Source organism: Mesobacillus jeotgali (assembly GCF_031759225.1).
Taxonomy (GTDB): Bacteria; Bacillota; Bacilli; order Bacillales; family Cytobacillaceae; genus Mesobacillus; species Mesobacillus jeotgali_B.
On the sequence record NZ_CP134494.1, the window covers coordinates 4581813 to 4605850 of the forward strand.

Sequence of the window (24038 nt, forward strand, 5' to 3'; positions counted from 1 at the left end):
AAAAAGGATTCCAGCTGGCGTAAGCCAGGAGGAATCCTTTTTTAGTTTATTCTTTTGTTACCAGGTAGGCTTTGTATTCTGTGACTCCTGCATATTCTACATAAACGCCTAGTACCCAGTCACCGTTTGGAAGATTAATTCCATTTTGAACTGTGCCATCCCAGAGGAATTCATGATACGGAACTGGAGCGTTTGTGAATGAGCCGATTGTATCAACAAAACCTCCAATTGTTCCATTAGGGTTGAAGACATAAACATCATATTCAAGTACTTCCGCACCTCCCGGCAGATACGCACCAACATAGTATCCATCCTCAACCTTATCCATGAAAGCACCCGTTACACGAGGGTAGTCCGGCTCGCCAACAAACAGGATCGTCGGTACGTCAATCGTCTGTGATCCTTCGCTAATTACGATCGTTCCTTCGTAATAGCCTGGCTCCAGCTTAGAAGTATCTACCTGAACATTGAAGTTCACCTGCTGGGACTTGCCTGCGTTAACTTTTAGGTTCTTGCTTGTCGAAACCTTGATACCTTCTGGGTTTCCAGCAAACTCAACATCAAAGCTATAAGTCTTTCTTTCATTGGAAAGGTTCTTGATTTCAAAGCTGTTCTTTTCGACCTGCTTGCCACTATCTTTAACAAATTTGCCAAATGAGTGGCTGCCTGGAGCGACAAGAGTTTTTGTATTAAAAGCGTCAACAATACGGATGCTTCCTGCACCCTGAGAGTTATGTGCGTAGGCTTCGCCCGTAGCCGGGTCAATCACATCTTCAGCAGTGTTCATCAGTGCAGCCTTTACATCTTCAGTACCCCATTTAGGATGCTTTTGTAAAAGCAATGCTGCTGCTCCAGCAACGTGTGGAGATGACATACTAGTACCTTGTAACGCAGCATAACCGTTGCCAGGGAAGGTACTTACAATGTTCACGCCAGGAGCTGATACATCCGGCTTGATCATCCATGTGAGGGCTACTGGACCCCGGGAAGAGAAATCAGCCATTGTTTCGTCTACCCACTTAGAGAATCCAATATTGAAAGAAATTTCGTTATTACCCTTTTCTAACTCAGCAAGCAATTTTTGACCATCTGCTAATGTAGTCTTAATTGTTGGGACAGCTAATCCAGGAACATCTGCATGTTCACCTTCAACATTGTTGAAGATGATTGCTCCGACCGCACCAGCATTCTTTGCATTTTCAGCTTTGTCAACAAATGGATAATCTCCACGAATGATTAAAGCAATTTTCCCATCAAGATCTTTTCCTTCAAAATCACTTGCTCCACCTTTTCCAACGTAAACAAACTCAAATTCTTTACCATTTAGTGCAAGTAACTCTTCATCACTTGGAAAACCTTGAACTTTCGCTGAAGGATAATCTACGCCTTCTGAAGTAGAAATCGCAGAATTATACACATTATACGGCAGCTGTGTTGCCCCAACAGAAATCGCCTCACGGGAAGTACCAGGAGATCCAACTGTCCAGTTGTCCGGACCAGCATTTCCGTTTGAAGTAACTGCTACTACACCCTCAGCCATTGCCCAATCAAGCGCAATGGAAGTTGCCCAGTCTGGATTGTTCAATGAGTTACCAAGAGACAGGTTCATGACGTCAGCACCGTCTTGAACTGCCATTTCAATTCCAGCAACTACATCTTCCGTCGTACCGCCCTCAGCGCCTAGTACTCGGTATCCTAGCAATGTAGCATCAGGAGCGACCCCTTTGATTCCTCCATTGGCAGCAACTGTACCAGATACGTGCGTACCGTGGTATTGTCCAGCACCTTCCATTGGGTCATTGTCATCATCGACAAAGTCATACCCTTTGTAATCGCCAAATGCATGTGCAAGATCAGGGTGAGTGTAATCAACACCAGTATCGATTACCGCTACTGTAACTCCCTCACCAGTATAGCCTGCATCCCACGCTTCATTAGAACCGATGAATGGAGCACTGTTCATCATATTCGGGCTGAATTCCTCCGCCGAAATTTCTTCTGCAGAAATGACATCTGCTGTGTAATGAACATTCGGGTATACTGCCTTTACGCCAGGCAGCGCCATTAGTTTAATAATTTCATTTGCTGGTAGTTTCGCAGAGAATCCAGAGAATACATAATCATATTCCCTTTTCACCTCTGCACCTTTAACAGAATTCTTTAATGCACCAATTACTTTCCCTCGTTCAGATTTAAGGCTGGCCTTTGTCTGCTTCTTTCCTTTATGCTTCGCTTCAATGATTGATTCTGCTTTTAACTCGACAATGACCGAAGTCGGCCTGCTGGACGAAAGTTCAATATCCCCAAAAATTTCTGCCAAAGGCAACTCAGTCAATTTGGTTTGTGAGGTTGTCCCTCCATTTGCTGCTGCTCCAAAGCCGAATGTGGAAAAAATCATTACGAATGCTACTAATGTAAGTAATACTCTTGGAAAATACCTCTTCATTCCTTCGCCTCATCCTCTCTCGTAATATAATCAAAACCTCACTCTTCTGGACTGAATTACACCTCCTTAGGAAAAAAGAGCGAGTATGTATCTAAAAAATCCCTTACCTATTACTAATTAACTAATCTCTCAAGTTTCCCTCTAATAAATTATCCAAAAATTCTGATATACTTCACCAAAAAAATTAACATGAAAACCGACCAAAAATGATCTAATAACAAACTTTGCTATAAACAACGAATATTCGTCGATATGTGACGGACCGCTTTTACAAAATTTTGTATCATATAGAACTTAAACGTGGTCACCTTTTACCAATTTCGCTATTGTCTGTTTCAGTTAACAAGTGTAATTTAATAGTTAGTACTATTTATCCAGTGCATAACAATTTATAAAAAAGAGGCGATTCAAGAACGTGAACATTTGGCATTCATACAAAAATTCATCTTTTATTTTAAAAATGACAGTCGGCTTCGTACTTGGCATTGTAGCTGGTATTGTATTCGGGGCGGAAGCGGAGGTGCTCAAACCTTTCGGGACGCTGTTAATAAAACTGCTTAACCTGATTGCTACTCCTGTTGTTTTCCTGACGGTTGTGCTCGCAGTCAATCAAATGAATCCTGCGCAATTAGGCCGGACCGGAGGAAAGCTGGTGCTTTATTATGGAGCGACCACGGCAGCGGCCGTCTTGATCGGCCTTGGACTTGCTCTATGGATCAATCCTGGGGACTCCCTTTCACTGCCTAACACGGAGGTTGAGAAGCCTGCTACACCTTCGATTTCCGACGTGATCTTCAATATTGTCCCGGATAATTTCTTTGCTGCTTTTACATCGGGAAATTTAATGGCCATCCTGTTCCTGGCGATCATTATTGGCTTTACGATTTCAGGGATGAGATTTGCTAATGAGGAGAAAATCCAAAACTATGGAGCCCAACTGCAAGTATTTTTTGAAGCGGCGAATGAATTGTTCTTCAGGATTCTAAAAGGAATCCTCCTATACGCTCCAATCGGTATTTTTGCGATAAGTGCTTCGACATTCGGCACACAAGGTTGGGATACATTAACCTCATTATTGGAGTTTACAGCAGTATTCTATATCGGGGTCATCATTCTGTGGCTCTTTGTTTACAGTGGGACTTTGAAACTATTCAAGATTCCGGTCAGAAGCTTTTTTGCCAACACAAAGGATGCTTATACAACAGCGTTCTTCACATCCAGCAGCATCGCTTCCTTGCCTGTTGCAATTGAAAGTGCGAGGAAGGCGGGCATCAGCGAAAAAATGGTGAACTTCAGTTTACCTTTGGGAGCTGTGTTCAACTCAGATGGCGGAGCGCTTCGGATGGGCGCCTCGATTGTCTTTGCTGCCAATGTAACAGGGATCAGCTTCTCACTGACTGATTTCATTACCATCGTCCTGATCGGGACTCTTCTCTCGATTGGAACAGCAGGTATCCCTGCTGCAGGTCTGGTGACTTTGTCAGTCGTGCTGACGATGTTTGATTTGCCGCTTGAGGTCGTAGCTCTGATTGCCGGTGTCGATGCAATCATCGGCATGGCCGGAACAGCCTCTAACGTAGTAGGAGACGTGGTTGGTGCCGCAGTGGTTGACCAATCCGAAAAGAAAGCTGAAATGGCTGGATCATAAAGCGTAAAGACCGCATCTGCTTTTAGATGCGGTCTTTTATGATATTTATAAATCCAGCACCAAATTCCCTTTCCCGCGTGAAACACAGCTTAACATCATTTGGTTGGAGTCTCTTTGTTCTTCTGTCAGGAAGGAATCATAGTGGTCAATCTCTCCTTCTGCCACCTTCACTTCACATGTACCGCAGCCGCCGACTCTGCAGGAATAAGGGACATCAATGCCGTTTTGGCGAAGGACATCCAGCAGTGATTGGTCCGCGGGCACTGAGAGATGCTTGCCGCTCTGGTTCAAGGTAATTCCAAAGGGGACTGAATCCTTCATCACGGGTGGCGCGAATCGTTCATAATGGACATTAAACTCAGGATAGCCAAAGTTTTTGGCTGCACTCGTGAATTCCTGTATCATTTTTTCCGGCCCGCAAAAATAAACATGTGTGCCGATTCGGTGATTCTTAAGAATATTGACTGTTAATCGTTCAGGCTTCTCTCCTTCTGAAAAATAAAAATGGCAATGCCCAGGATAAGTCTCGTTCAAGTAATCATAAAATGCGCACTGCTCTTTTGATTTTGCTGCGTAATGCAATTCAAAGGATTGTTCTTTTTCAGCAAGTTCCGCCATCATCGATAAAAAGGGCGTAATTCCAATACCAGCTGCATATAAAACATGATGCTTAGCCTGGAAACTCAAAGGAAAATGATTTTTCGGATAGCTGATTCTTAACACATTCCCTTCGGAAACTCGATGATGCCAGTAATCAGAGCCGCCAGTTGAAGGTTCTGCCAGCCGTACTGCTATTTCGATCAAGCCGGGTTCAGACAGGTTAAAAACTGAATACGACCTCTCCAATGTTCCCGATTTCTTCGGCAAATAAGTGGTAATATGAGATCCCCCACTGAATGGCGGCAACTTTGATCCATTCATCTCCTTTAGTGTGAACCTTTTAATTGTCGCTGTTTCTTTTTTAATTGATTTTATCCGTACGTCCAAGGTAGATTTCCGATGCAATCGAAAGCTCCTCCTATTCTATCTGATTGTGACATACCCCAAATAGGCATCCAAACGGCGTGAATAATGATCCGACACTTCAAGCTCCAGTCCACAGTGTGCGCAAGTGATATGTGGTTCAACATCTACTTCACTTTCACCGTGGCAAGTACAACAGACTAGTTTTTTCTTAGCAGGCCCAATAGGGAGCGATTGAAAGTCATGTTCAGTAAAGCCTATCTTCAATGCTTTATTTTGTATCCTTTTTACAAAATCCACTGCACCCGAAATGTATAGATACGTACCCATTTTCTGATGGCTGATCCATTCATCCACAAAGCTTTCTTCACTCTCTTCCTGAAAAATATGAAAATCGAATGGCGCATTCTCATCTATTGCCTGGCTAACGAGAATATATAAAGACCTCACACCTTGTGAATCTGCACAAAACAGAAACTTTCTCTTGCCTTCCATCAATGATAAATGATCTTGGTTCATCTCTTTTTTAATTCCCCCTCCAGATATTCCAGGACAACTTCCCGATAGAGAGAGATGCCCTTATAGTCAGTGATGAATTCCGGAAGTTCTTTGAGGATCGCCGAAAACTGTTCCAGCCATGGCGTATGCTGTATGAATTCCTGCAACTGAAGCATATGTGTATGGATCGTAAATAAAATTCCATTGCTTTTTGGGAGACGGAATAATTTTTGAACTTCTACTCGAAAGTGAACCATCTCACCAGCATTTTCTTTGGTCACCTTTTTGCGAGCCTGGCCCCATTCTGCAAAGGTTTCGAGCGATGTATCCAGGATGTTTCCTGCCATCAACGACCAGTTTTTCCTCCACCAGGGACTTCCTGCCTCGATTCTCATTAAAAACTGGAGGATGCGTTCATCAAGAGAGTCGGACTTGAAACCAGGAATAGGTGTATGTATTTCTTTGAATGACATGCCTGCATCAAAATACAAGGACCAATTGGCCGGAAAACAAAGCTGGCCCACATCGAGGAATAAATCTCCGTCCCGCTGCATCATCAGGATCAAGTCTTCCTGGACATGGCGTCCTGCAAAATCAAGGGGCTCCTCGTCCAGTGTTGTTGAATCCCCAAATGTGAAGGAGTATTTCTCATCAGTGTGTAGGTTATTGAAAATCCATTGATCACCGTTGGTAACAAGCTTGAATGTTTCAGGATAATATTTGGACAAATCGTGCAAAATCTGGTCCAGTGCCTCCCACTGGGCATCCATGGTATGCGGCTCTGAATAATAACAGCGTTCCGGGTGCTTTTTCAGCAGCTCTCTTTTCAGATTCATTTCCTCTATATAAGTTTCCGTTACTTCGATTGCAATTGGTGGATTTAATGGAATGGCATTGTTAGAATATCTATATACATCATGTTCACCAAACGGATAAGGAAATGAACGGATCTTCTCAGTGGAGACCATCCAACCCCTCCTTTTCTGAATTTTTCATCTACTTAATACTATACAGAAGTTTGCTGATGAATTCATTACAAGAGGGAAAGTTGGACAAGCTTATATAGGGCAAGTATAAACTCGGTATAATAGTGTCTTTTTCCTGAAATAATGATGAAGTATGAAAAGCCGGAGTTTTATCGCTTGACACTTACTAAGTTTTATATAATAATCGTTACTGTATTAGAATTATTCTAGTTTACCGAATAGTTAACTGAATACATCAGTGAAACTATTTCAAAAAATAATTCAACCATTCAAGGAGGAAATTAATCATGGCATTAATCGGCACTCAAGTTTTACCATTCACAGCAAACGCATTCCACAACGGAGAATTCATCACTGTTACCGAAGAAAATCTTAAAGGCAAGTGGAGCGTAGTTGTATTCTACCCAGCAGACTTCACATTCGTATGCCCAACTGAGCTTGAAGACATGCAAAACGAATATGCTACTTTAAAAGAAATGGGAGCAGAAGTATACTCTGTATCAACTGATACTCACTTCACTCACAAAGCATGGCATGACCACTCAGAAGCAATCGGCAAAATCGAGTACATCATGATCGGCGACCCTTCTCAGAAGATTTCTCGCAACTTCGACGTATTGAACGAAGAAGATGGTCTTGCAGAGCGCGGAACTTTCATCATCGATCCAGACGGCGTTATCCAAACTGTCGAAATCAATGCAGGCGGAATCGGCCGTGACGCTAGCCAGGTAGTAAACAAGCTAAAAGCAGCACAATATGTACGCAACAACCCAGGCGAAGTTTGCCCTGCTAAATGGAAAGAAGGCGGCGAAACTCTTAAGCCAAGCCTTGATCTTGTAGGAAAGATTTAAGGGGTACACTCCCATGTTATTAGATGCAGATATAAAAGCACAATTAGCCCAATATCTTCAAATGATGGAGGGCGATGTGCTGCTTAAAGTTAGCGCAGGATCGGATGATGTATCACGAGACATGCTGGCTTTAGTCGATGAATTGGCAACAATGTCATCCCACATCAAAGTGGAGCATGCAGAACTCGAAAGAACACCAAGCTTCAGTGTCAACCGCCCTGGCGAAGACACTGGAGTGACTTTCGCAGGCATTCCTTTAGGACATGAATTCACTTCATTAGTCCTGGCTCTGCTGCAGGTTAGCGGAAGGGCTCCTAAGGTAGACCAGAAAGTCATCGATCAGGTAAAAGCGATCAAAGACGAATATCGTTTTGAAACGTATGTCAGCCTGAGCTGCCATAACTGCCCTGATGTGGTGCAGGCCCTGAACCTGATGAGCATTCTAAACCCTGGCATTTCCCATGTCATGATCGATGGCGCAGCTTTCAAGGATGAAGTTGAAAGCAAGCAGGTCATGGCCGTGCCAACGGTATTCCTGAATGGTGAAACATTCGGAAGCGGACGTATGTCCCTAGAAGAAATCCTTGCAAAAATGGGCTCTGGCCCTGATGCATCTGAACTGAGCGACAAAGACCCTTACGATGTCCTTGTTGTCGGCGGCGGACCGGCTGGTTCCAGTGCGGCCATCTATGCGGCTCGTAAAGGAATTCGTACAGGTATCGTAGCAGAACGCTTCGGCGGACAGGTTATGGATACTTTAGGCATTGAGAACTTCATCAGTGTGAAGCATACTGAAGGTCCAAAGCTTGTTGCAAGCCTTGAGGAGCATGTAAAAGAGTACGGCGTGGATATCATGAACTTGCAGCGTGCTAAAAGCCTGACGAAAAAAGACCTGATTGAACTTGAACTTGATAATGGTGCAGTTCTTAAGAGTAAAACTGTCATCATTTCAACTGGTGCCCGCTGGCGTAATGTCAATGTACCAGGAGAAGCCGAGTTCAAGAACAAAGGGGTGGCTTACTGCCCTCACTGTGATGGACCATTGTTCGAAGGAAAAGATGTTGCGGTTATCGGCGGAGGAAACTCCGGTGTTGAAGCAGCAATCGACCTTGCAGGTATCGTAAAGCATGTAACAGTTATCGAGTTCAACCCTGAACTCAAAGCTGACCAGGTTTTACAAGACCGTCTGCACAGCCTTCAGAACGTTACAGTTGTGACGAACGCACAAACAACTGAAATTACTGGAACAGACAAAGTGAACGGCATTTCCTATGTTGACCGTGCAACAGGTGAAGAACACCATGTTGAATTACAAGGTGTATTCGTCCAGATCGGCCTCGTACCGAACACAGAATGGCTCGGTGACACGCTTGAACGCACTCGCTTCGGTGAGATCGTCGTAGACAAGCACGGTGCCACGGATCTTCCAGGCGTCTTCGCTGCAGGCGACTGCACGGACAGTGCATACAAACAAATCATCATTTCAATGGGATCAGGTGCAACCGCAGCATTAGGTGCGTTTGATTATCTAATCCGAAATTAATTCATGTGCAAGATAGAAGCTGACTCCAAAAGTCGTTGTATGACGCCTTTGGAGTCAGCTTTTTATTTTCTAGAGACTGGTATTTCGGAGAGAAGAATATATTATTTGAAGTTGCGTTCTGCAGAGTTACACCATTACTTAATAAATTGGATGAATCGATAGTCCGGGAGATAAACTAAGGGATAGCTTCTGGGTAAAGGACGTGACTTTAATGGAATTTTTCCAAAGCCAGGAATCGCTTACTGCTATTCAGTGGATACTGCGGGCTATTATTGGTTTTTTCTTTTTATTAATTGTAACCAGAGCTCTTGGGCAACGTGCCATTTCCCAATTGAGACCCTTGGATTTTGCGATCGCTTTAGTTATCGGGAACATTATTGCCCATCCCCTCTCAGACGAGCATTTAGGATTAAAAGGCTCTATCATCACAACTACTGTCTTATTGGCATTATATCTCGGCGGAATCTATATGATACTCAAATTCTCCTGGTTTAGACGGTTACTCAGCCATGCACCAATCACCATTGTTGAAAACGGTGAAATACTTTATAAAGGATTAAAAAAGGCAAGAATCTCTATTGATGTATTATTGGAAGAGCTGCGGGAAAGAAAAATAGAAGATGTGAAAAAAGTAGCCCTGGCGATTTGGGAGGCTGACGGTAAATTATCCGTTTTCTTAGATCCAAAATATGAACCACTGACTCCCTCCTCTATGCAAATGGCTGCAGAGCCATTCAATTTTCCAAGGACGATCATTAAAGAAGGAAAAATAAATTACGAAGTATTGAATCAAGTTCACAAGGACGAAGGCTGGGTTGTTTCAAATTTAGAAAATATTTATCAGACAGGTGTTCAAGATGTCCTGCTTGCCACCCTTGATAATAAAGACATCCTTAAAGTATTTTTATATAAATAATCAATGATTTCCTTTCAACCGCGAAGTATAGAGATAAAAAATAACCTTCAATCCAAGGGATCGAAGGTTAGAGCTCTATCTACTGAGGACCTTTTCTTTTTCATTTAAACCAAGCATTTTAGCTGTTGATTCATGAATTTCATGGAATAGTTCCGGATTTTCGACTAAAGACACTCCATACGAAGGTACCATTTCTTTGATTTTATCTTTCCATTCAAACATTTTCTCTGGGAAGCATTTTTCCAGTACCTCAAGCATGACGTTAACTGCAGTGGATGCTCCTGGAGATGCCCCTAGCAATGCGGCCACTGAGCCATCAGAGGAGCTTACAACCTCTGTGCCGAACTGTAGTGTCCCTTTGCCTGTATCGGTATCCTTGATGACCTGTACACGCTGTCCTGCGACTACGATACTCCAATCCTCGCTTTTCGCATTAGGGATAAACTCACGCAGTTCTTCCATCCGCTTTTCATGCGATAGCATAACCTGCTCGATCAGATATTTAGTCAGCGCCATTTCCTTCATTCCGGCCGCTAACATAGTAATGATATTATTCGGCTTTACTGAACCTATCAAATCCAAATTCGAGCCTGTTTTTAGGAATTTCGGCGTGAAGCCGGCAAACGGTCCAAACAGCAACGACTTTTTATTATCAATAAAACGTGTATCCAGGTGCGGAACGGACATTGGAGGAGCCCCTACCTTGGCTTTACCGTAAACTTTCGCATGGTGCTGCTCGACAACCTCAGGATTGTTGCACACCATGAATAATCCGCTTACCGGGAACCCGCCGATTTGTTTTGATTCGGGAATCCCTGTTTTTTGCAGCAATGGCAGGCTGCCGCCCCCACCGCCAATAAAAATGAATTTCGCAAAATGGGACTCTGTTCTTCCGCTTTCAAGATTTTTTACCTTGACTTCCCAAGTGCCATCGCTAGCACGTTTGATATCTTTCACACTATGTCTATAGTTAATCTGGACCTTTTGACTCTCCAGATGTTCAAACAACATCCTTGTTAAAGCTCCAAAGTTAACATCCGTGCCTGAATCTATTTTGGTCGCAGCAATCGGCTCAGTTGAAGTACGGCCCTCCATGACTAAAGGAATCCACTCCTTCAGCTTAGCTGGATCCTCAGAATACTCCATTCCTTGAAACATAGGAATAGCTGAAAGCGCTTTAAAACGATTTTTCAAAAATTCTACATTCTTTTCCCCTTCTACTAGACTCATATGAGGCAGAGGCCTGATAAAATCCTGGGGATTACGAATCAAGTTGCTTTTTACAAGATGAGACCAAAATTGTCTTGAAATTTGGAACTGTTCATTTACGTTTATAGCTTTGCTAATATCAATTGATCCGTCCGGTTTTTCAGGTGTGTAGTTAAGTTCGCACAATGCGGCATGGCCAGTACCTGCGTTATTCCACTCATTAGAGCTTTCTTCGCCTGCTGAAGCAAGTTTCTCAAACACTTTGATTTCCCAATCTGGTGCTAATTCTTTCAGTAAGGATCCCAACGTCGCACTCATGACTCCGGCACCGATCAAGATAACGTCTGTTGCTTTCTGTACGTTGCTCATTATACCCTTCCTTGTCCATATATTTGAGTTGGCGCGCCAGCATATATATCCCTTATGTGCACACCCTGTTCGTTCGTTCAAACCTTAACATATTCAATTATAATGATTTATAGTTTGAAATTTCTACTATTTACTGATTATTATAAACTATTTTTCCATAGTAAAAAAGTGAGAAGTATCTTTATAAGGTTAGGAATCACCAGAAACAAAAGCAAAATCTTATAATAAAATTTTCGTTTTCCCTCTATTTGTATTACTCATTTCTCTATAAAAAACATTGATATGGCTCCCGGACCGACATGGGTTCCAACAGAAACTCCCATCTGCATGATATGGATTGCACCTGAAAATCCTGCTTCTTCCCGGAGTTTTTGTTTTAGCGTTTCAGCAACGGCCTTATCCGATGTATAGCCAATGAGAATAAACTCTGTCATTTCGTTGTCGTTTCGTTTAATAAACTCTTGTACATAATGCTTCAGTACTTTATTACGGCCTCTTTCTTTTGCGACGATTGCCCCTTTTCCTTGCTTCATCGTCATGATCGGTTTAAGCATAAGAATCTTTCCGATAAATGCACTTGCATTCGTGAGTCTGCCACTCTTGATTAAATGATTTAGATCATCAACGGATAGGAAGTGTTTTACTTTGGTTTTGTACGTTTCATTAAAATCGATGATTTCCTCAAATGATGCCCCCTGCTCTCGCATCATTGCACTCTTCATGATTAACCAGCCACTGCCATGACTCATGCATTTAGAATCGACTACATGGATTTTAACAGCCGATTCAGGGTACTCCTCATAGAAATAATCTTTTGCTATCGCAGCTGATTGGTAGGCACCGCTTGTCCCGCTAGACATGCATATACATAGTATCTCCTCATATCCATCATTCACAGCTTTATTTATGATTTTAAGGTATTCTTCAGGACTTGGCATCCCTGTCGTTGGGTGCTCAGATAAACCTTTTAAAATAGAATAAAAATCATTTGGCTCAATATCCACTCGATCTTTATAAAGTTTACCCTCTATATTTATTGTCAATGGGGCTAAGATAATGTCATATAATTCAAGTACTTCCTTCGATAAATCACAAGTAGAATCAGCCAAAATTTTAATCATTTATATCCTCCAGGTAAGCAACTACCCTTATCTTAACCCAACCTCAGCTCAGGTTAATACATATTTTATTAGTCTCTTTTCCGTAACCAGTTGCTTTACTCTAAAAAGCAGGACTAAAAAAGTCGACAAACTCAATGAAAATCGAGTATGCCGACAGTGTTTATTTGTGCTGTTAAGCTACTTCACCCTCCTGGCTGCTTGCTGAATAGGATCCCATACACCATTATACGGGGGAGCATACGCCAGATCTAAATCAAGCAGTTCATCGGTCGTCATGGAATGAAATATGGCCGTAGATAGTACATCGATTCGTTTATCGACGCCATTTTCCCCTATAATCTGTCCGCCAAGAACCTTATGTGTCTCTTTATGATAGACTAGCTTCAATTTCATTTTTTTATCATCGGGATAATAACCAGCGATATCAGTTGCTGTAATGGTTACAGAGCCATATGGGATGTTCAGCAAGTTTGCCTCTGTTTCTGATAGCCCTGTTCTTCCCAGGGATAAATCGAAAAACTTAATAATGGAAGTCCCTACAATTCCCTTAAACGTTTTATGTACATCAACCATATTCAATCCGGCGATTTGTCCTTGCTTATTGGCATGTGTTCCCAATGGGACATGATCATCCTTTTCTTTTACTCGGTGATATTGTGTGGCACAATCTCCTGCCGCGTAGATATCCTCAATACTGGTTTGCATATAGGCATTTACTTCGATTGCACCATTTACACTGGTTTTGATTCCTGTTCCTTCTAAAAAGGAAGTATTGGGCTTCACACCTACTGCGACTAGCACCAAATCTGTTTGATACTCTCCTTTATCGGTTTTCACAGATTCCACGTTGTCACTTCCACCGAATGCTTCCACGGATTCGCCCATTTTCAACTCAATGTTTTGCTTTATTGCTTCCTCGTGAATCAGTTCGGCCATGTCTTTATCAAATATTTTAGCCAATTGCTCATTTCTTTCAATGATCGTTACCTTCTTGCCAAGCTCCGCAAAACTTTCGGCCATTTCAAGCCCAATGTATCCGCCACCAATCACGGTCACATTACTTATATCCTTTTCCAGATAATTCATGATTGCCTTTGCATCAGGGATGGTCTTTAGTGAGAAAACACCAGGAAGTGTCACACCTTCCCACTTTGGAATGACTGAGCCTACACCAGTTGCAATCAGAAGGCGGTCATATGGAAGGCTGAACGTTTCGCCATTACTATGGTTTATTCCACTTACCATTTTATTCTCTGTGTCTACCTTTTGGACTTCATGGTATACTCGTGCATCAATGCCATATTTCTCTTTAAAAGTTGACTGTGTGCGCGCAATTAACTTATCTGTGGATTCAATCTTCCCACTGATCACATAAGGCAGGCCACATTGTCCGTATGAATACACGCCTCCCTTTTCTAACACAGTGATTTCATGTCCAGAGCTGTTTCGGACCATTTGCATCGCAGCACTCATACCCGCCGCATCTCCACCAATAATAAGTATTTTCATCTTCATCCCTCCAATCTTTGTGTATCCATTTATTACTGGTTTTTAAACATCGGGGATTATATCCATATATAGGTGACTCAGAAAAACCTTTGCGATAATCAAAGAACTACCTCGAAACTTTCTCTGCCATCACTTGTGATACGGTTCACCGCGATTTATCCTGTAAGCACGGTAAATTTGCTCAACAAGGATCAATCGCATTAATTGGTGAGGGAATGTCATTTTGGAGAAGGATAGTTGTTCATCGGACCTTTTCAATACTTCATCACTCAATCCAAGTGATCCTCCGATAACAAAAGCGATTTTGCTTTTTCCGTACGTCGCTAGTTTATCGAGTGTGTCTGCAAGTTCTTCTGATGATTTGAGCTTTCCATTAATGGCGAGGGCGATAACATAGGTATCGAGTCCAATTTTCGATAGGATCCGCTCGCCTTCTTTTTGCTTGACCTGGATCATCTCAGTATCGCTCAATTCCTCCGGGGCTTTTTCGTCAGGCACCTCGATGACTTCCACTTTTGCATAGCTTCCCAGACGTTTTAAATACTCCTCAATCCCTTGTTTGAGGTATTTTTCTTTCAATTTGCCAACCGTTACGATTGAGATATTCACAGTCATCCCCACTTTACAAACAGATTACAAACAGTTTACAAACAACTTATCAACAGGAGTTATCCACATATTCACATCGATATCCACATTTAGTAGGCGATCATTCGTTCGCCACAATATATACAGCAGGTTGTCCACAGTATCCACAAACAAACTCCGACTTATCAACAGACTCTAACTTCGTTAATTGTGGTGCTGTTTCAAACTCATCAACCGCTTCATCCAGCGCCAATTCTACATGTTCACCGCAGCAATACTTCATTACAATCATCCTTTCAGCTTCTTTTTATATGATTATCATTTGCCTATTTTCCCATTTAAATTTATCCACAATGACCATTTTAACATACGAAAAGCACCAGCGCCTTGGTCAGCCCCGACAAGCGCTGGAGGGCTAGCCAGTGAAGTCGGTCTTTGACTTCATTGGCTGGACCGCAGCGTCTCGAGGGGTTTGGCGCTGTAGCTAGACACTATTCTTAATACAAAATTTATACTTCTTATTTAAAAAAAACAGGAAGCATTCTGCCTCCTGTCATTATCCACAACTCTTATAATGTTTCTCCGCCCAGCTTCATTGTCGTTTCTTCCAGCTGGCCATTTCGATAATATTTGATTTGCATATCATCGCCAACTTTCTTTTTATTGTAAAGATGTTTGCGTAAATCCACTACATCGCGGATCTCCTCGCCATCCATTTCAACAATGACGTCATATTCTTTCAATCCTGCCTGAGCCGCAGGTGAATTTGGCTGTACACCTCTGATTGCCACACCATAATTCACTTCCTTAGGAAGTTTCAGTGTATTCTGCTGGTGGTAGGATGAAATTTCATTGACTGAGGCTAATTCAACACCCATGAATGGCCGCTGTACTTCACCTGTCTTCTCCAAATCCTCAATGATTGGAGCTGCGTAATTGATTGGAATCGATAAACCGATCCCTTCTACAGCACTTTGGGCAATTTTCATCGAATTTATGCCAACCACCTGGCCATCGATATTAATCAAAGCTCCTCCACTGTTTCCAGGGTTGATCGCTGCATCGGTCTGTAAAACCTCTGCCTGCCAATCGGGGGTTCCATCCTGATTGATATCGACTGGAATCGCGCGTTCTAAACCAGAGATGATCCCCTGTGTAACGGATCCTGAAAAAGTAAGCCCAAGCGGGTTACCGATTGCGATGACCGGTTCACCTGGTTTTAGATTGTCTGAATTGCCGAATTCCGCTACGACTTTTATTTGTTCAGAAGGAACCTCCAATACAGCCAGGTCTGTCCAGATATCGCTTCCTAACAACTTAGCAGGTACTTTCGTTCCGTCGCTAAGGCTGACTTCTAGTTCGGAGGCTTCGGCCACAACATGATGGTTTGTGACTATATAGGCTTTGCCGCCCTCTTTCTTATAAATTACGCCCGATCCCGTTCCGCCTGATTCCTGGGATTGGCCCCAGAAACTCGTGCTCTCCTGGATATTCGTAATGCCCACTACTGCATCTCCTGCCTTGTCGACGGCTTCAGTGATCTGTGAGTAAACATCAATGGATACATTTTTTTTAGAGGTATTGCCTTCTTCACTTTCTTCACTTGGATCTTCGTCGGTAACAGCTGTTTGATTATGAGGTTCTATTTTGTATGGCAGCACATCCAAGTTAGCTAGTATAGGAATCGAGAAGATCACCAATAATGCACCTATGACTGCACCTGCCAGGCTGGCCCAGAAAAAGCCGCCTTTCCTGCCGTTTTGCGGTTTATACCTGCTTTGATAATCTTGATCATAATAACCCAATGTCCACCAATCCTTTCATTGACCAATAGATACGTTAGTTATTTTTATATAGATTATTATACTACCAGTGAAGGTAATTTCTAAATCAAAAGCCTCTCCATTTCCATTTCAAAATAAAAAGGAGCAAAAGCACCCAAACATGATGCCTTTACTCCTTTACCTATTCATTCTAGACCTTAAACAAATTAAATGGCTGTCAAAGGGGTTGGGGTCTTCGGATCTGTATCAATCAAATCGAACTGCTCTCCTACTATAATGCCCCTGCCCTCCAAGGTTTGGGAGACTGACATACGTGCTAGGTCTTTCATGTTATTATCTGTGCTTAAATGAGCCAGATAAATTCGTTTCGTATTATCTCCTGCGACTTCGCTCATCGCGACAGCGGCGTCCTCATTAGAGACATGGCCATAATCACTTAGGATCCGGCGCTTGACACTCCAAGGGTACCTTCCCATCCTCAGCATCTGGACGTCATGGTTGCTTTCAAACACATAGGCATCAGCATTGGAAATGATCCCTTTCATCCGGTCACTGACATAGCCTGTGTCTGTGATGAGCACCAGTTTCTTGCCTTCTTTGTGGAATACGTAGAACATTGGCTCAGCCGCGTCGTGCGAGACACCGAAGGATTCGATATCAAGGCCGCCGAATGTTTTCACAGTTTCCATGTCAAAAGAGAATTTCTGCTCAAGCGGAACTTCCCCAATCAATCCGTCCATCGCTTTCCATGTTTTTTCATTCGCATAGATTGGCAGTTTGTACTTACGGGCAACGATTCCTATGCCTTTTATATGATCGCTATGTTCATGCGTCACTAATATACCAGAGAGGTCTTTCATACTACGGCCAATTTGCTTGAATAAAGCCTCCATCTGTTTGCCGCTCAATCCAGCATCCACTAAAAAGGATTGGCCCTCCGTCTCCACATAGATCGCATTTCCCGTACTCCCGCTTGCGAGAACACTAAAATGCAAACTCATATCTCTTCACTCCGTCATTTTATTTTCTCCGTCAGACAACGGGATGACCCGACCCTCGAATGCGTGTACAAAAAGGTTCTCCTTGCCATTGACTTCAATCCTCCATGTCGGTGTCACGACATGTGATGCAGTCAGGGAAACAAGAGTGGAATATCCTAATTTAAAATCGGTAATTTCACTCTTCGGCTTGATCAAACCTTTTTTATATAGAGTTTCCAACGCCCTTAATGGCGGCAGCAATTCTTCTGTTTCCGAGAGCTCATCGATGATCTCCACATACGTTTGCTTATACGAAGTCACTTCATTATTTTCATTGAAAAAGAACGTCAATTTTGCATTGCTGTTATAGTAAAATGTCTTATTGTCATATTCCTGGTAATACGTGATCGTTTTTTCTTCATCATTCTTACTCCAGAACTTATACTCTTCACCAGCAAAAATGTTCGCTTTTATAAAATCAGATAGCTCGGCTGGCTGGAACTTGCTCGTTAATTTAAACGGCTTGTCCAGCTTAGATTCAATAGAAGTCCCATCTCCCAGACTGATTGTCTGCCCTTTGGCCTTTCCTATCTCCTCGGTCGTGAAAACTTTCGTCCGCACACTTAGATACTGTTCTTTCTTTTTAATATCAGGGAGTTCAACATAGGTGATATCATCATTCTTCAGCTTTTCCTCCAGGGTCGCTTCCTTTGGAATTTCATACTGGGCAGCATCCCTCGTATTCATGAACTGATAAACAAGGTAAACATCAAGGACGAGGAACGTGAGAATAAAGATTGTCTTGATCCTACTCCAATCCATTATTCAATTCCTCCTCCCATATCAGCTGCCGCCACTGCTGATCATATAAATAGAACCAGCCTGGCTCCAGCAGAATCAATGAATTTTCTGGTCCCTGTGTCATGTAATAGCCAGGCATTAGGTTTTGAAGCAGCTCCAGCTTGAAATCCTTTTTGCTTTGCAGGTACTCCAGCGCTTCATATCCAGATGGCAATGTCTTTGTAACGACATCTGGATTCAAAGGGAGCTCCAGGTGGAATCCAGGGCGCACATATCGGCTGATCTCCGACTGTCGCCACTGCTGATAAATCTCTGACATCCCAATTTGGTTAAACACAGGATAACCTTCCTTGCTGTACAGTCGGAAAAGGACATTCTGGTTAAAATCATCCTTGTACACATATCGGTACGTTTCCGTCCAGCCGCCATGGCTATTCACAAACTCAATGCTTTTCTGTAAAACATTGTTCGTGCCGATAATCGAATCACCAGTCCGGACCGGATTCACATAGTTAATCATATTGGTTTGCGTATCCACGATCATTTTGCTGGCATCATCAGTGTATTCCTCCACGCCATCAACCATGCTGCGCTGAACAAAGCTCGGATCCGCGAATAGCGCATCCTTGAACTGTTCTGAATCCAATGGATTTTGGTAATAGGTGTGCATCACCATATTCACTTCTTCGGTTGGCAGATAGATCTTCCTAATGTCTGAAACGGTATATAGGAAATATGGCGTCAGCCTTCTTGAAGAATCATAGTATTTTTTTGTAAAACTATTTATATAGGAAGGACTGACATTGCTGACATAGACTTCCTGGTTTTTTTGCGAGTAAAAATAGACAATTCCCTCTTGCTTTTGCTGGGTTTCGGAATTGATGATGATTCGGTCGAAATCAAACTTCGGAATATTCTTCTCGTCAATATTCAATACTCTTTTATAGAGTTCAATCGGTACTTCATCCGGAAAAATGATTTCGGTATTTTCACCCTGGACTATTCTTTCATTAAAATCACTGATTCGTCCGGGATACTGTTCCATATCAAAGTACTTCCATTTCGAAATGACTCCAATAAGATCATCAATATGGCCATTGTCTACAGAGCCAAACTGTTTCCCGCCTACATGATAAATAATCTGGTGTGGCTTAACGATTTTCTTAAGTTCCTTCTGTGTGGCAATGTTGATTTCTTCAACTGTTTTTTGATTGTTGACCAACTCATAATCCGGCTGGTATGTCCAAATATTCCAGGTTAAAAAACCACTCAGCGCGACGAGAAATGTTAAAATAACAGATTTTATATTTTCATATGTCATGACCAATCATCCTCTGCACTTCGGTCATAAGGAAGCGTAAATTGAACAGTAGTTCCTTTTCCTTCCACGCTTTCTGCCCATATTCTGCCGCCATGGGCATTGACCATTTCCTTGGCGATGGCCAGTCCAAGGCCTGTCCCGCCAAGTTTCCTTGTCCTGGCTTTATCGACACGGTAAAAACGATCAAAAATTTTATCAAGATTGTCTTTCGGGATGCCGACCCCTTCGTCAGAGATGCTAGCGACAATCTGGTCATCCAGCTCTTTCACTTCGAACGTAATCGTTCCGCCCTCTGGTGAATACTTCATGGCATTAGAAATGATATTATCAAGTACTTGCGTAATTTTATCTTCATCTATTTCTACGAAAATCGCATCCTCGGTGATTTTCCTTTTGAAAGAAACATTTTGTTCCTTCGTCATTTCAAATCGGTCAATGATCCTGTTAAAAAAGACCGGGAAGTTGACCCATTCCTTTGAGAGGCGATAATCTACACTATCCAGTTTTGAAAGCTGCAGCAAATCATTTACAAGGCGGATCATCCGCTCTGTTTCACCTCTAGTAGTCTCAAGGAAGTTTGGAGCGATTTCCTCATCTCTCCATGCTCCTTCCGCTAACGCTTCAAGGTAGCTGCGCATCGTTGTCAGAGGAGTCCGTAATTCGTGGGAAACATTCGCAACGAATTCACGTCTCTCCATATCTATTTTTTCTTGTTCCGTAATATCATACAGGACTGCAATCAATCCATTCACAAAGCCGCTTTCCTTCTGGATCACAGAAAAGTTAGCCCTAAGGATAAATGGCTTGCTTTTCGTACTGTAATCCAGGACGATTGATTCCTTCTCCTGCAGTAAATCTTCGAAAGTATAATTTTCATCCAGGCCAAGCACGGAAACCAATGGCTGAGACAGCACTGTTTCACGTGGAACACCAAGCATCTGTGTTGCAGGGTCATTGATCAGAATGATGCGTCCTTTCCGATCCGTCGAGATGACACCGTCGGTCATATAGGAAATAACAGAGGAGAGCTTCCTTTTCTCGCCCTCAGTTGTAGCTTGTGCTTCCTGTAGTTTTTTCGTCAGGTTGTTGAAAGTGATCGCAAGTTGGCCAATTTCATCGTAACCATACACTTTAACCTTCCTGGAAAAATTACCGCGCGTCATCGCCAGCGCCTGCTTACGCATATCCGATATCGGCCTCGTGATCGTCTGTGCCAGCATGATTCCCAAAATAGCTGTGAAAATCAGGGCAATGGCTGTTCCGGTAGCCAGGATTTTATTGATATCATTCATCTGATCAAAGATATCATCAATCTGGGCTACAAGATAGACAGCACCTATTGCTTCATTGTTATGCATGATAGGTGTGGACAGTACCCAAACCCTATCATTGCCTTTCAACTGGATGACGTCTTCATCTTCTTTAAAGATGATCGAACGCTTGATTTTTACATCAGGAGTCCTCTGCCCCACCATCCCCTGATTGCTCAGGCTTGATGTTCCGAGTATTTTAAAGCTGCTTCCGTCAATAACACGGATTTCAGCAATATCATTAGCTTTATAATCTTTTAAGATCTGCCTGATCGCTTCCTCTTTCGTGGGATCTTCCTTCCCGCGTTCCTTGACCATTTCTTCCTGGATATCATAAACCAGCAGATCTACACGGGATTTTACAGATTCCTGGTAATTCGTCACTAAGGTCGTCTCAAGTTTGCGTACAAAGTAAACACCGATAATTTGCATCGCAACGAGAATAAGCAGGACATATATAATCACAAATTTAAGGTGTATTGAGCGAAAAAAACCTACCTTTTTCATTCTTGGATTTACTCCTGCTCAGAGTTTCTCAAATAATATCCTACTCCTCGTCTTGTCACGATCCATGTCGGATGGCTTGGATTATCCTCGATTTTTTCGCGCAGACGCCTAACAGTTACGTCTACTGTACGGACATCCCCATAGTAGTCATAGCCCCATACCGTTTGTAGAAGGTGCTCTCTTGTCATGACTTGTCCAATATGCTTGGCAAGATAATGAAGAAGCTCGAATTCACGATGCGTCAATTCAATCGTTTCGCCTCTTTTGGAAACAACATAAGCATCCGGATGGATGATCAAAGAGCCAACGGTAATTTCATTAGACTCTTCCTGCTCATCTTCTTTGATTGCATTCTGCTGATGGCGGCGAAGATTCGCTTTTACCCTGGCAATCAATTCCCTTGTGCTGAATGGCTTCGTGACATAATCATCCGCTCCAAGTTCAAGTCCGAGCACCTTATCAATTTCAGAGTCTTTAGCAGTCAGCATGATAATCGGCATCTCGTATTTTTTGCGGACCTCACGGCATACCTCCATGCCATCACGCATCGGCAGCATGATATCCAGCAAGATCAAATCCGGCTGAACTTCTTCCACCATTTCCACTGCCTGGTTTCCATCATAGGCACAATAAACATCGTAGCCCTCTTTTTTCAGATTGAACTGTAAAATATCTGCAATTGGTTTCTCATCGTCTACTACCAGTATTTTTTTCTCCATACCAATTCTCCTTTTAAGCCAATTTAACAATCATATATGAATACTTCTTATCTTTGTAAAAATGCTATCTTATCTATTTTACTTTAAAACAGAGAAAAACTGAATTTTTCTGTTATATAACTTCTATTCTTCTCTTCCCAATTGTACCAATCCTGCCCATAACAATAAACTGACAGGCTTATAATGATTTTGTAGCCTATCACTAAGGCCAACACAAGCTCTAATAAAAAAAGTCTCTAGTTTGGCTAGAGACTTTTACATAAAGATTAAGGCAATTTAGACATCGGATCGATAATCCTGCCATTTTGATATACTTCAAAGTGAAGGTGGATTCCAGTGGAGTTTCCTGTTCTTCCCATAACGCCGATTTTCGAACCGCTGGAAACTGACTGGCCTACGCTTACTGAGATTGATGCTAGGTGTGCATACATTGTGCGATAACCGTTTTGATGGTCGATGATGATTTTATTGCCATATCCGTCGCCCTTGTTACCTGCATATACGACTTTACCATTATCGGCAGCCTTGATTGTGTAGTTGCTTGGCCTCGCAATATCAATCCCTTTATGCATCTTGCTCCAACGATAGCCCTGGCGGCTGGATACATATCCGCCATTTGTCGGCCATACGAATGTTCCATCACCGCGCGAAGGAACAACCTTAGTACCTTTAACGATGATTTCCTTCACTGGCTCTTCAAGAACCGTTTCATTAATGACTTCCTTCTTGGTTACCCTGCCATTTTGTTCTGACACTGAATAGGTAATACCATTCATGCCAACTTTGCCTTCTTGCTGAGTCTTCGTATCTCCCTTGAACATGGAAGAATCCTCTTTGACTTCTCTTTCGAAAGGCACTTCTTTATGTTCGTATACCTGGCGATTGACCACGACTTCAACAAATGGCTTCAAGACAGTCACATTTAGCTCTTGGCCTGGCTTCAGAACTGTATTGTCATCGAATCCTGCATTTAAAGAAAGCAATTGAGCAAGCGTCAAATTGTGATCATTTGCGATGCTCCCCAATACGTCCCCTTCTTTAACCTGGTACTTCTGTTCTTCTAAAGTACCCTTTTTAAGGAACTGGACCGCTTCCTGTACAGAAAGTACTTTTTCGGGATTAACTTTTTCTTCCGAATTTGAAACTTCCTTAGTTAAATAAACGTCTAATATACGAGTTTCATTTTCTTTCACTTCGGGTACAGGTAGATTAGTAGATACTTTTCTGCTCTCAACCTCGGCTAATTCATCTTCTGTAACGTGCTCGAGCATTAATGTCTTAAGTACTTCTCTTGCCGCTTCAGCATCTTTTACATATGCTACTGGCTGATCAGCAATTACAAGAGCTGTCGCTTCAGCCTGGACAGTCATTTCGTCTTTAAGTACTTCTATTACTTCACTTGTATTTGCATTCGCTGCCGAGCTGAACACTTGCTCAGGAATAAAAGTTACGTCTAACCCGAGTTCGACATCAAGATCCGCATATTCCTTCTTCACGGATGTCAGCTTATCTTCTACCAGCTGTTCTACTTGTGCTTTATCTGCTACAGTTCCTATAAACTTATCATTTACATATACATGATACAAAGTTGTTAATTCAGAATCCGCCGCTAGTGCAGCATTTCCTGCACCAAAAGACAACGCAGCCACAGTCACTGCAGCCATGATTGACTTTTTTATTGCTGGCTTCATCTCTCTAGATGTTTTGCCGGCAAGATTGGACAGCCTATGTTTTAAATTATTCATCCTGATCCTCCTACAACGGTCAAACACTATTAATCTAGTTCTAAATAACTATTATCTGATAATTGTACCTTTATACTTTACCATATAATGTATCGATGGGGAGGCTAGTCTTCATTATGTAACAAAAATGTATAATAGCTGACATTTTATTACGTTTTTTGTCAGATATATGGAATTCACTCTCGGTATATTTTCCTATCTTTCATATTAAAAATGAGCCAAAA

Annotated in this window: 20 protein-coding genes; 4 read left to right on the forward strand and 16 right to left on the reverse strand. The window is 42.4% G+C overall.

What is annotated here, in order from left to right; all coding sequences use genetic code 11:
• Positions 1-46: 46 nt before the first annotated feature.
• Positions 47-2446 (reverse strand): S8 family serine peptidase, encoded by a 2400-nt coding sequence (locus RH061_RS22815; RefSeq protein ID WP_311073069.1) that lies wholly within the window; start codon positions 2444-2446, stop codon positions 47-49.
• A 415-nt stretch (positions 2447-2861) separates the two neighbouring features.
• Here RH061_RS22815 and RH061_RS22820 point away from each other — a divergent pair, with 415 nt between their 5' ends.
• Positions 2862-4094, forward strand: a complete 1233-nt coding sequence (locus RH061_RS22820; protein WP_311073071.1) for a dicarboxylate/amino acid:cation symporter — start codon at positions 2862-2864, stop codon at positions 4092-4094.
• A gap of 45 nt (positions 4095-4139) precedes the next feature.
• Here RH061_RS22820 and RH061_RS22825 read toward each other — a convergent pair whose 3' ends face one another.
• The 3 genes from RH061_RS22825 to RH061_RS22835 are packed head-to-tail and all read right to left on the reverse strand — an operon-like array spanning position 4140 to position 6523.
• Positions 4140-5099 carry a PDR/VanB family oxidoreductase gene (locus tag RH061_RS22825; RefSeq protein WP_311073073.1) on the reverse strand — a complete coding sequence of 320 codons (960 nt, stop codon included), beginning with the start codon at positions 5097-5099 and terminating at the stop codon, positions 4140-4142.
• An 18-nt stretch (positions 5100-5117) separates the two neighbouring features.
• Positions 5118-5576 (reverse strand): dimethylamine monooxygenase subunit DmmA family protein, encoded by a 459-nt coding sequence (locus tag RH061_RS22830; protein WP_311073075.1) that lies wholly within the window; start codon positions 5574-5576, stop codon positions 5118-5120.
• On the reverse strand, positions 5573-6523 hold the full coding sequence (locus tag RH061_RS22835) for a heme-dependent oxidative N-demethylase family protein (protein ID WP_311073077.1): 951 nt from the start codon (positions 6521-6523) through the stop codon (positions 5573-5575). The genes RH061_RS22830 and RH061_RS22835 overlap by 4 nt, the downstream gene beginning before the upstream one ends.
• A gap of 305 nt (positions 6524-6828) precedes the next feature.
• Here RH061_RS22835 and ahpC point away from each other — a divergent pair, with 305 nt between their 5' ends.
• From ahpC to RH061_RS22850, 3 genes are all read left to right on the forward strand, one after another.
• Positions 6829-7392, forward strand: coding sequence for an alkyl hydroperoxide reductase subunit C (gene ahpC, locus RH061_RS22840; protein WP_311073079.1), 564 nt, complete (start codon positions 6829-6831; stop codon positions 7390-7392).
• Between the two features lie 13 nt (positions 7393-7405).
• Complete coding sequence (ahpF, locus tag RH061_RS22845) at positions 7406-8935, forward strand: alkyl hydroperoxide reductase subunit F (RefSeq protein ID WP_311073081.1); 1530 nt, start codon at positions 7406-7408, stop codon at positions 8933-8935.
• 211 nt (positions 8936-9146) lie between these two features.
• Entirely contained in the window at positions 9147-9851 is a 705-nt protein-coding gene (locus tag RH061_RS22850; protein WP_311073083.1) for a DUF421 domain-containing protein, read from the forward strand.
• A 75-nt stretch (positions 9852-9926) separates the two neighbouring features.
• On the opposite strand, the gene RH061_RS22855 is transcribed toward RH061_RS22850, so the two are convergent.
• From RH061_RS22855 to RH061_RS22910, 12 genes are all read right to left on the reverse strand, one after another.
• The gene (locus tag RH061_RS22855) at positions 9927-11429 is read right to left on the reverse strand and encodes a malate:quinone oxidoreductase (protein WP_311073085.1); all 1503 of its coding nucleotides are present in this window, start codon (positions 11427-11429) and stop codon (positions 9927-9929) included.
• Between the two features lie 257 nt (positions 11430-11686).
• Entirely contained in the window at positions 11687-12550 is an 864-nt protein-coding gene (locus RH061_RS22860) for a DegV family protein (protein ID WP_311073088.1), read from the reverse strand.
• 177 nt (positions 12551-12727) lie between these two features.
• Entirely contained in the window at positions 12728-14059 is a 1332-nt protein-coding gene (locus tag RH061_RS22865; protein ID WP_311073089.1) for a CoA-disulfide reductase, read from the reverse strand.
• A 129-nt stretch (positions 14060-14188) separates the two neighbouring features.
• Positions 14189-14668 (reverse strand): 23S rRNA (pseudouridine(1915)-N(3))-methyltransferase RlmH, encoded by a 480-nt coding sequence (gene rlmH, locus RH061_RS22870; RefSeq protein ID WP_311073091.1) that lies wholly within the window; start codon positions 14666-14668, stop codon positions 14189-14191.
• Between the two features lie 100 nt (positions 14669-14768).
• On the reverse strand, positions 14769-14930 hold the full coding sequence (locus tag RH061_RS22875) for a CxxH/CxxC protein (protein ID WP_311073093.1): 162 nt from the start codon (positions 14928-14930) through the stop codon (positions 14769-14771).
• A 286-nt stretch (positions 14931-15216) separates the two neighbouring features.
• On the reverse strand, positions 15217-16452 hold the full coding sequence (locus RH061_RS22880) for a S1C family serine protease (protein ID WP_311073094.1): 1236 nt from the start codon (positions 16450-16452) through the stop codon (positions 15217-15219).
• Between the two features lie 185 nt (positions 16453-16637).
• On the reverse strand, positions 16638-17432 hold the full coding sequence (locus RH061_RS22885) for an MBL fold metallo-hydrolase (protein WP_311073096.1): 795 nt from the start codon (positions 17430-17432) through the stop codon (positions 16638-16640).
• A gap of 6 nt (positions 17433-17438) precedes the next feature.
• Positions 17439-18233 carry a two-component system regulatory protein YycI gene (locus tag RH061_RS22890; protein WP_311073098.1) on the reverse strand — a complete coding sequence of 265 codons (795 nt, stop codon included), beginning with the start codon at positions 18231-18233 and terminating at the stop codon, positions 17439-17441.
• Positions 18220-19533: a YycH family regulatory protein gene (locus RH061_RS22895; protein WP_311073099.1), complete on the reverse strand. Its 1314-nt coding sequence runs from the start codon at positions 19531-19533 to the stop codon at positions 18220-18222. Before RH061_RS22895 ends, RH061_RS22890 begins: the two co-directional genes overlap by 14 nt.
• Positions 19530-21350 carry a cell wall metabolism sensor histidine kinase WalK gene (gene walK / locus RH061_RS22900; protein WP_311073101.1) on the reverse strand — a complete coding sequence of 607 codons (1821 nt, stop codon included), beginning with the start codon at positions 21348-21350 and terminating at the stop codon, positions 19530-19532. Before walK ends, RH061_RS22895 begins: the two co-directional genes overlap by 4 nt.
• An 8-nt stretch (positions 21351-21358) precedes the next feature.
• The gene (gene yycF / locus RH061_RS22905; protein ID WP_311073103.1) at positions 21359-22069 is read right to left on the reverse strand and encodes a response regulator YycF; all 711 of its coding nucleotides are present in this window, start codon (positions 22067-22069) and stop codon (positions 21359-21361) included.
• A 266-nt stretch (positions 22070-22335) separates the two neighbouring features.
• Complete coding sequence (locus RH061_RS22910; RefSeq protein WP_311073105.1) at positions 22336-23814, reverse strand: peptidoglycan DD-metalloendopeptidase family protein; 1479 nt, start codon at positions 23812-23814, stop codon at positions 22336-22338.
• Between the last annotated feature and the right edge of the window lie 224 nt (positions 23815-24038).

What these genes read in the sequence shown, in the direction of transcription:
- RH061_RS22815 (WP_311073069.1), bottom strand. Translation starts at nt 2,446, where the DNA reads ATGAAGAGGTATTTTCCAAGAGTATTACTTACATTAGTAGCATTCGTA.
- RH061_RS22830 (WP_311073075.1), bottom strand. Translation starts at nt 5,576, where the DNA reads ATGAACCAAGATCATTTATCATTGATGGAAGGCAAGAGAAAGTTTCTG.
- RH061_RS22835 (WP_311073077.1), bottom strand. Translation starts at nt 6,523, where the DNA reads ATGGTCTCCACTGAGAAGATCCGTTCATTTCCTTATCCGTTTGGTGAA.
- ahpC (WP_311073079.1), top strand. Translation starts at nt 6,829, where the DNA reads ATGGCATTAATCGGCACTCAAGTTTTACCATTCACAGCAAACGCATTC.
- ahpF (WP_311073081.1), top strand. Translation starts at nt 7,406, where the DNA reads ATGTTATTAGATGCAGATATAAAAGCACAATTAGCCCAATATCTTCAA.
- RH061_RS22850 (WP_311073083.1), top strand. Translation starts at nt 9,147, where the DNA reads ATGGAATTTTTCCAAAGCCAGGAATCGCTTACTGCTATTCAGTGGATA.
- RH061_RS22855 (WP_311073085.1), bottom strand. Translation starts at nt 11,429, where the DNA reads ATGAGCAACGTACAGAAAGCAACAGACGTTATCTTGATCGGTGCCGGA.
- RH061_RS22860 (WP_311073088.1), bottom strand. Translation starts at nt 12,550, where the DNA reads ATGATTAAAATTTTGGCTGATTCTACTTGTGATTTATCGAAGGAAGTA.
- RH061_RS22865 (WP_311073089.1), bottom strand. Translation starts at nt 14,059, where the DNA reads ATGAAAATACTTATTATTGGTGGAGATGCGGCGGGTATGAGTGCTGCG.
- RH061_RS22875 (WP_311073093.1), bottom strand. Translation starts at nt 14,930, where the DNA reads ATGAAGTATTGCTGCGGTGAACATGTAGAATTGGCGCTGGATGAAGCG.
- RH061_RS22885 (WP_311073096.1), bottom strand. Translation starts at nt 17,432, where the DNA reads ATGAGTTTGCATTTTAGTGTTCTCGCAAGCGGGAGTACGGGAAATGCG.
- RH061_RS22890 (WP_311073098.1), bottom strand. Translation starts at nt 18,233, where the DNA reads ATGGATTGGAGTAGGATCAAGACAATCTTTATTCTCACGTTCCTCGTC.
- RH061_RS22895 (WP_311073099.1), bottom strand. Translation starts at nt 19,533, where the DNA reads ATGACATATGAAAATATAAAATCTGTTATTTTAACATTTCTCGTCGCG.
- walK (WP_311073101.1), bottom strand. Translation starts at nt 21,350, where the DNA reads ATGAAAAAGGTAGGTTTTTTTCGCTCAATACACCTTAAATTTGTGATT.
- yycF (WP_311073103.1), bottom strand. Translation starts at nt 22,069, where the DNA reads ATGGAGAAAAAAATACTGGTAGTAGACGATGAGAAACCAATTGCAGAT.
- RH061_RS22910 (WP_311073105.1), bottom strand. Translation starts at nt 23,814, where the DNA reads ATGAATAATTTAAAACATAGGCTGTCCAATCTTGCCGGCAAAACATCT.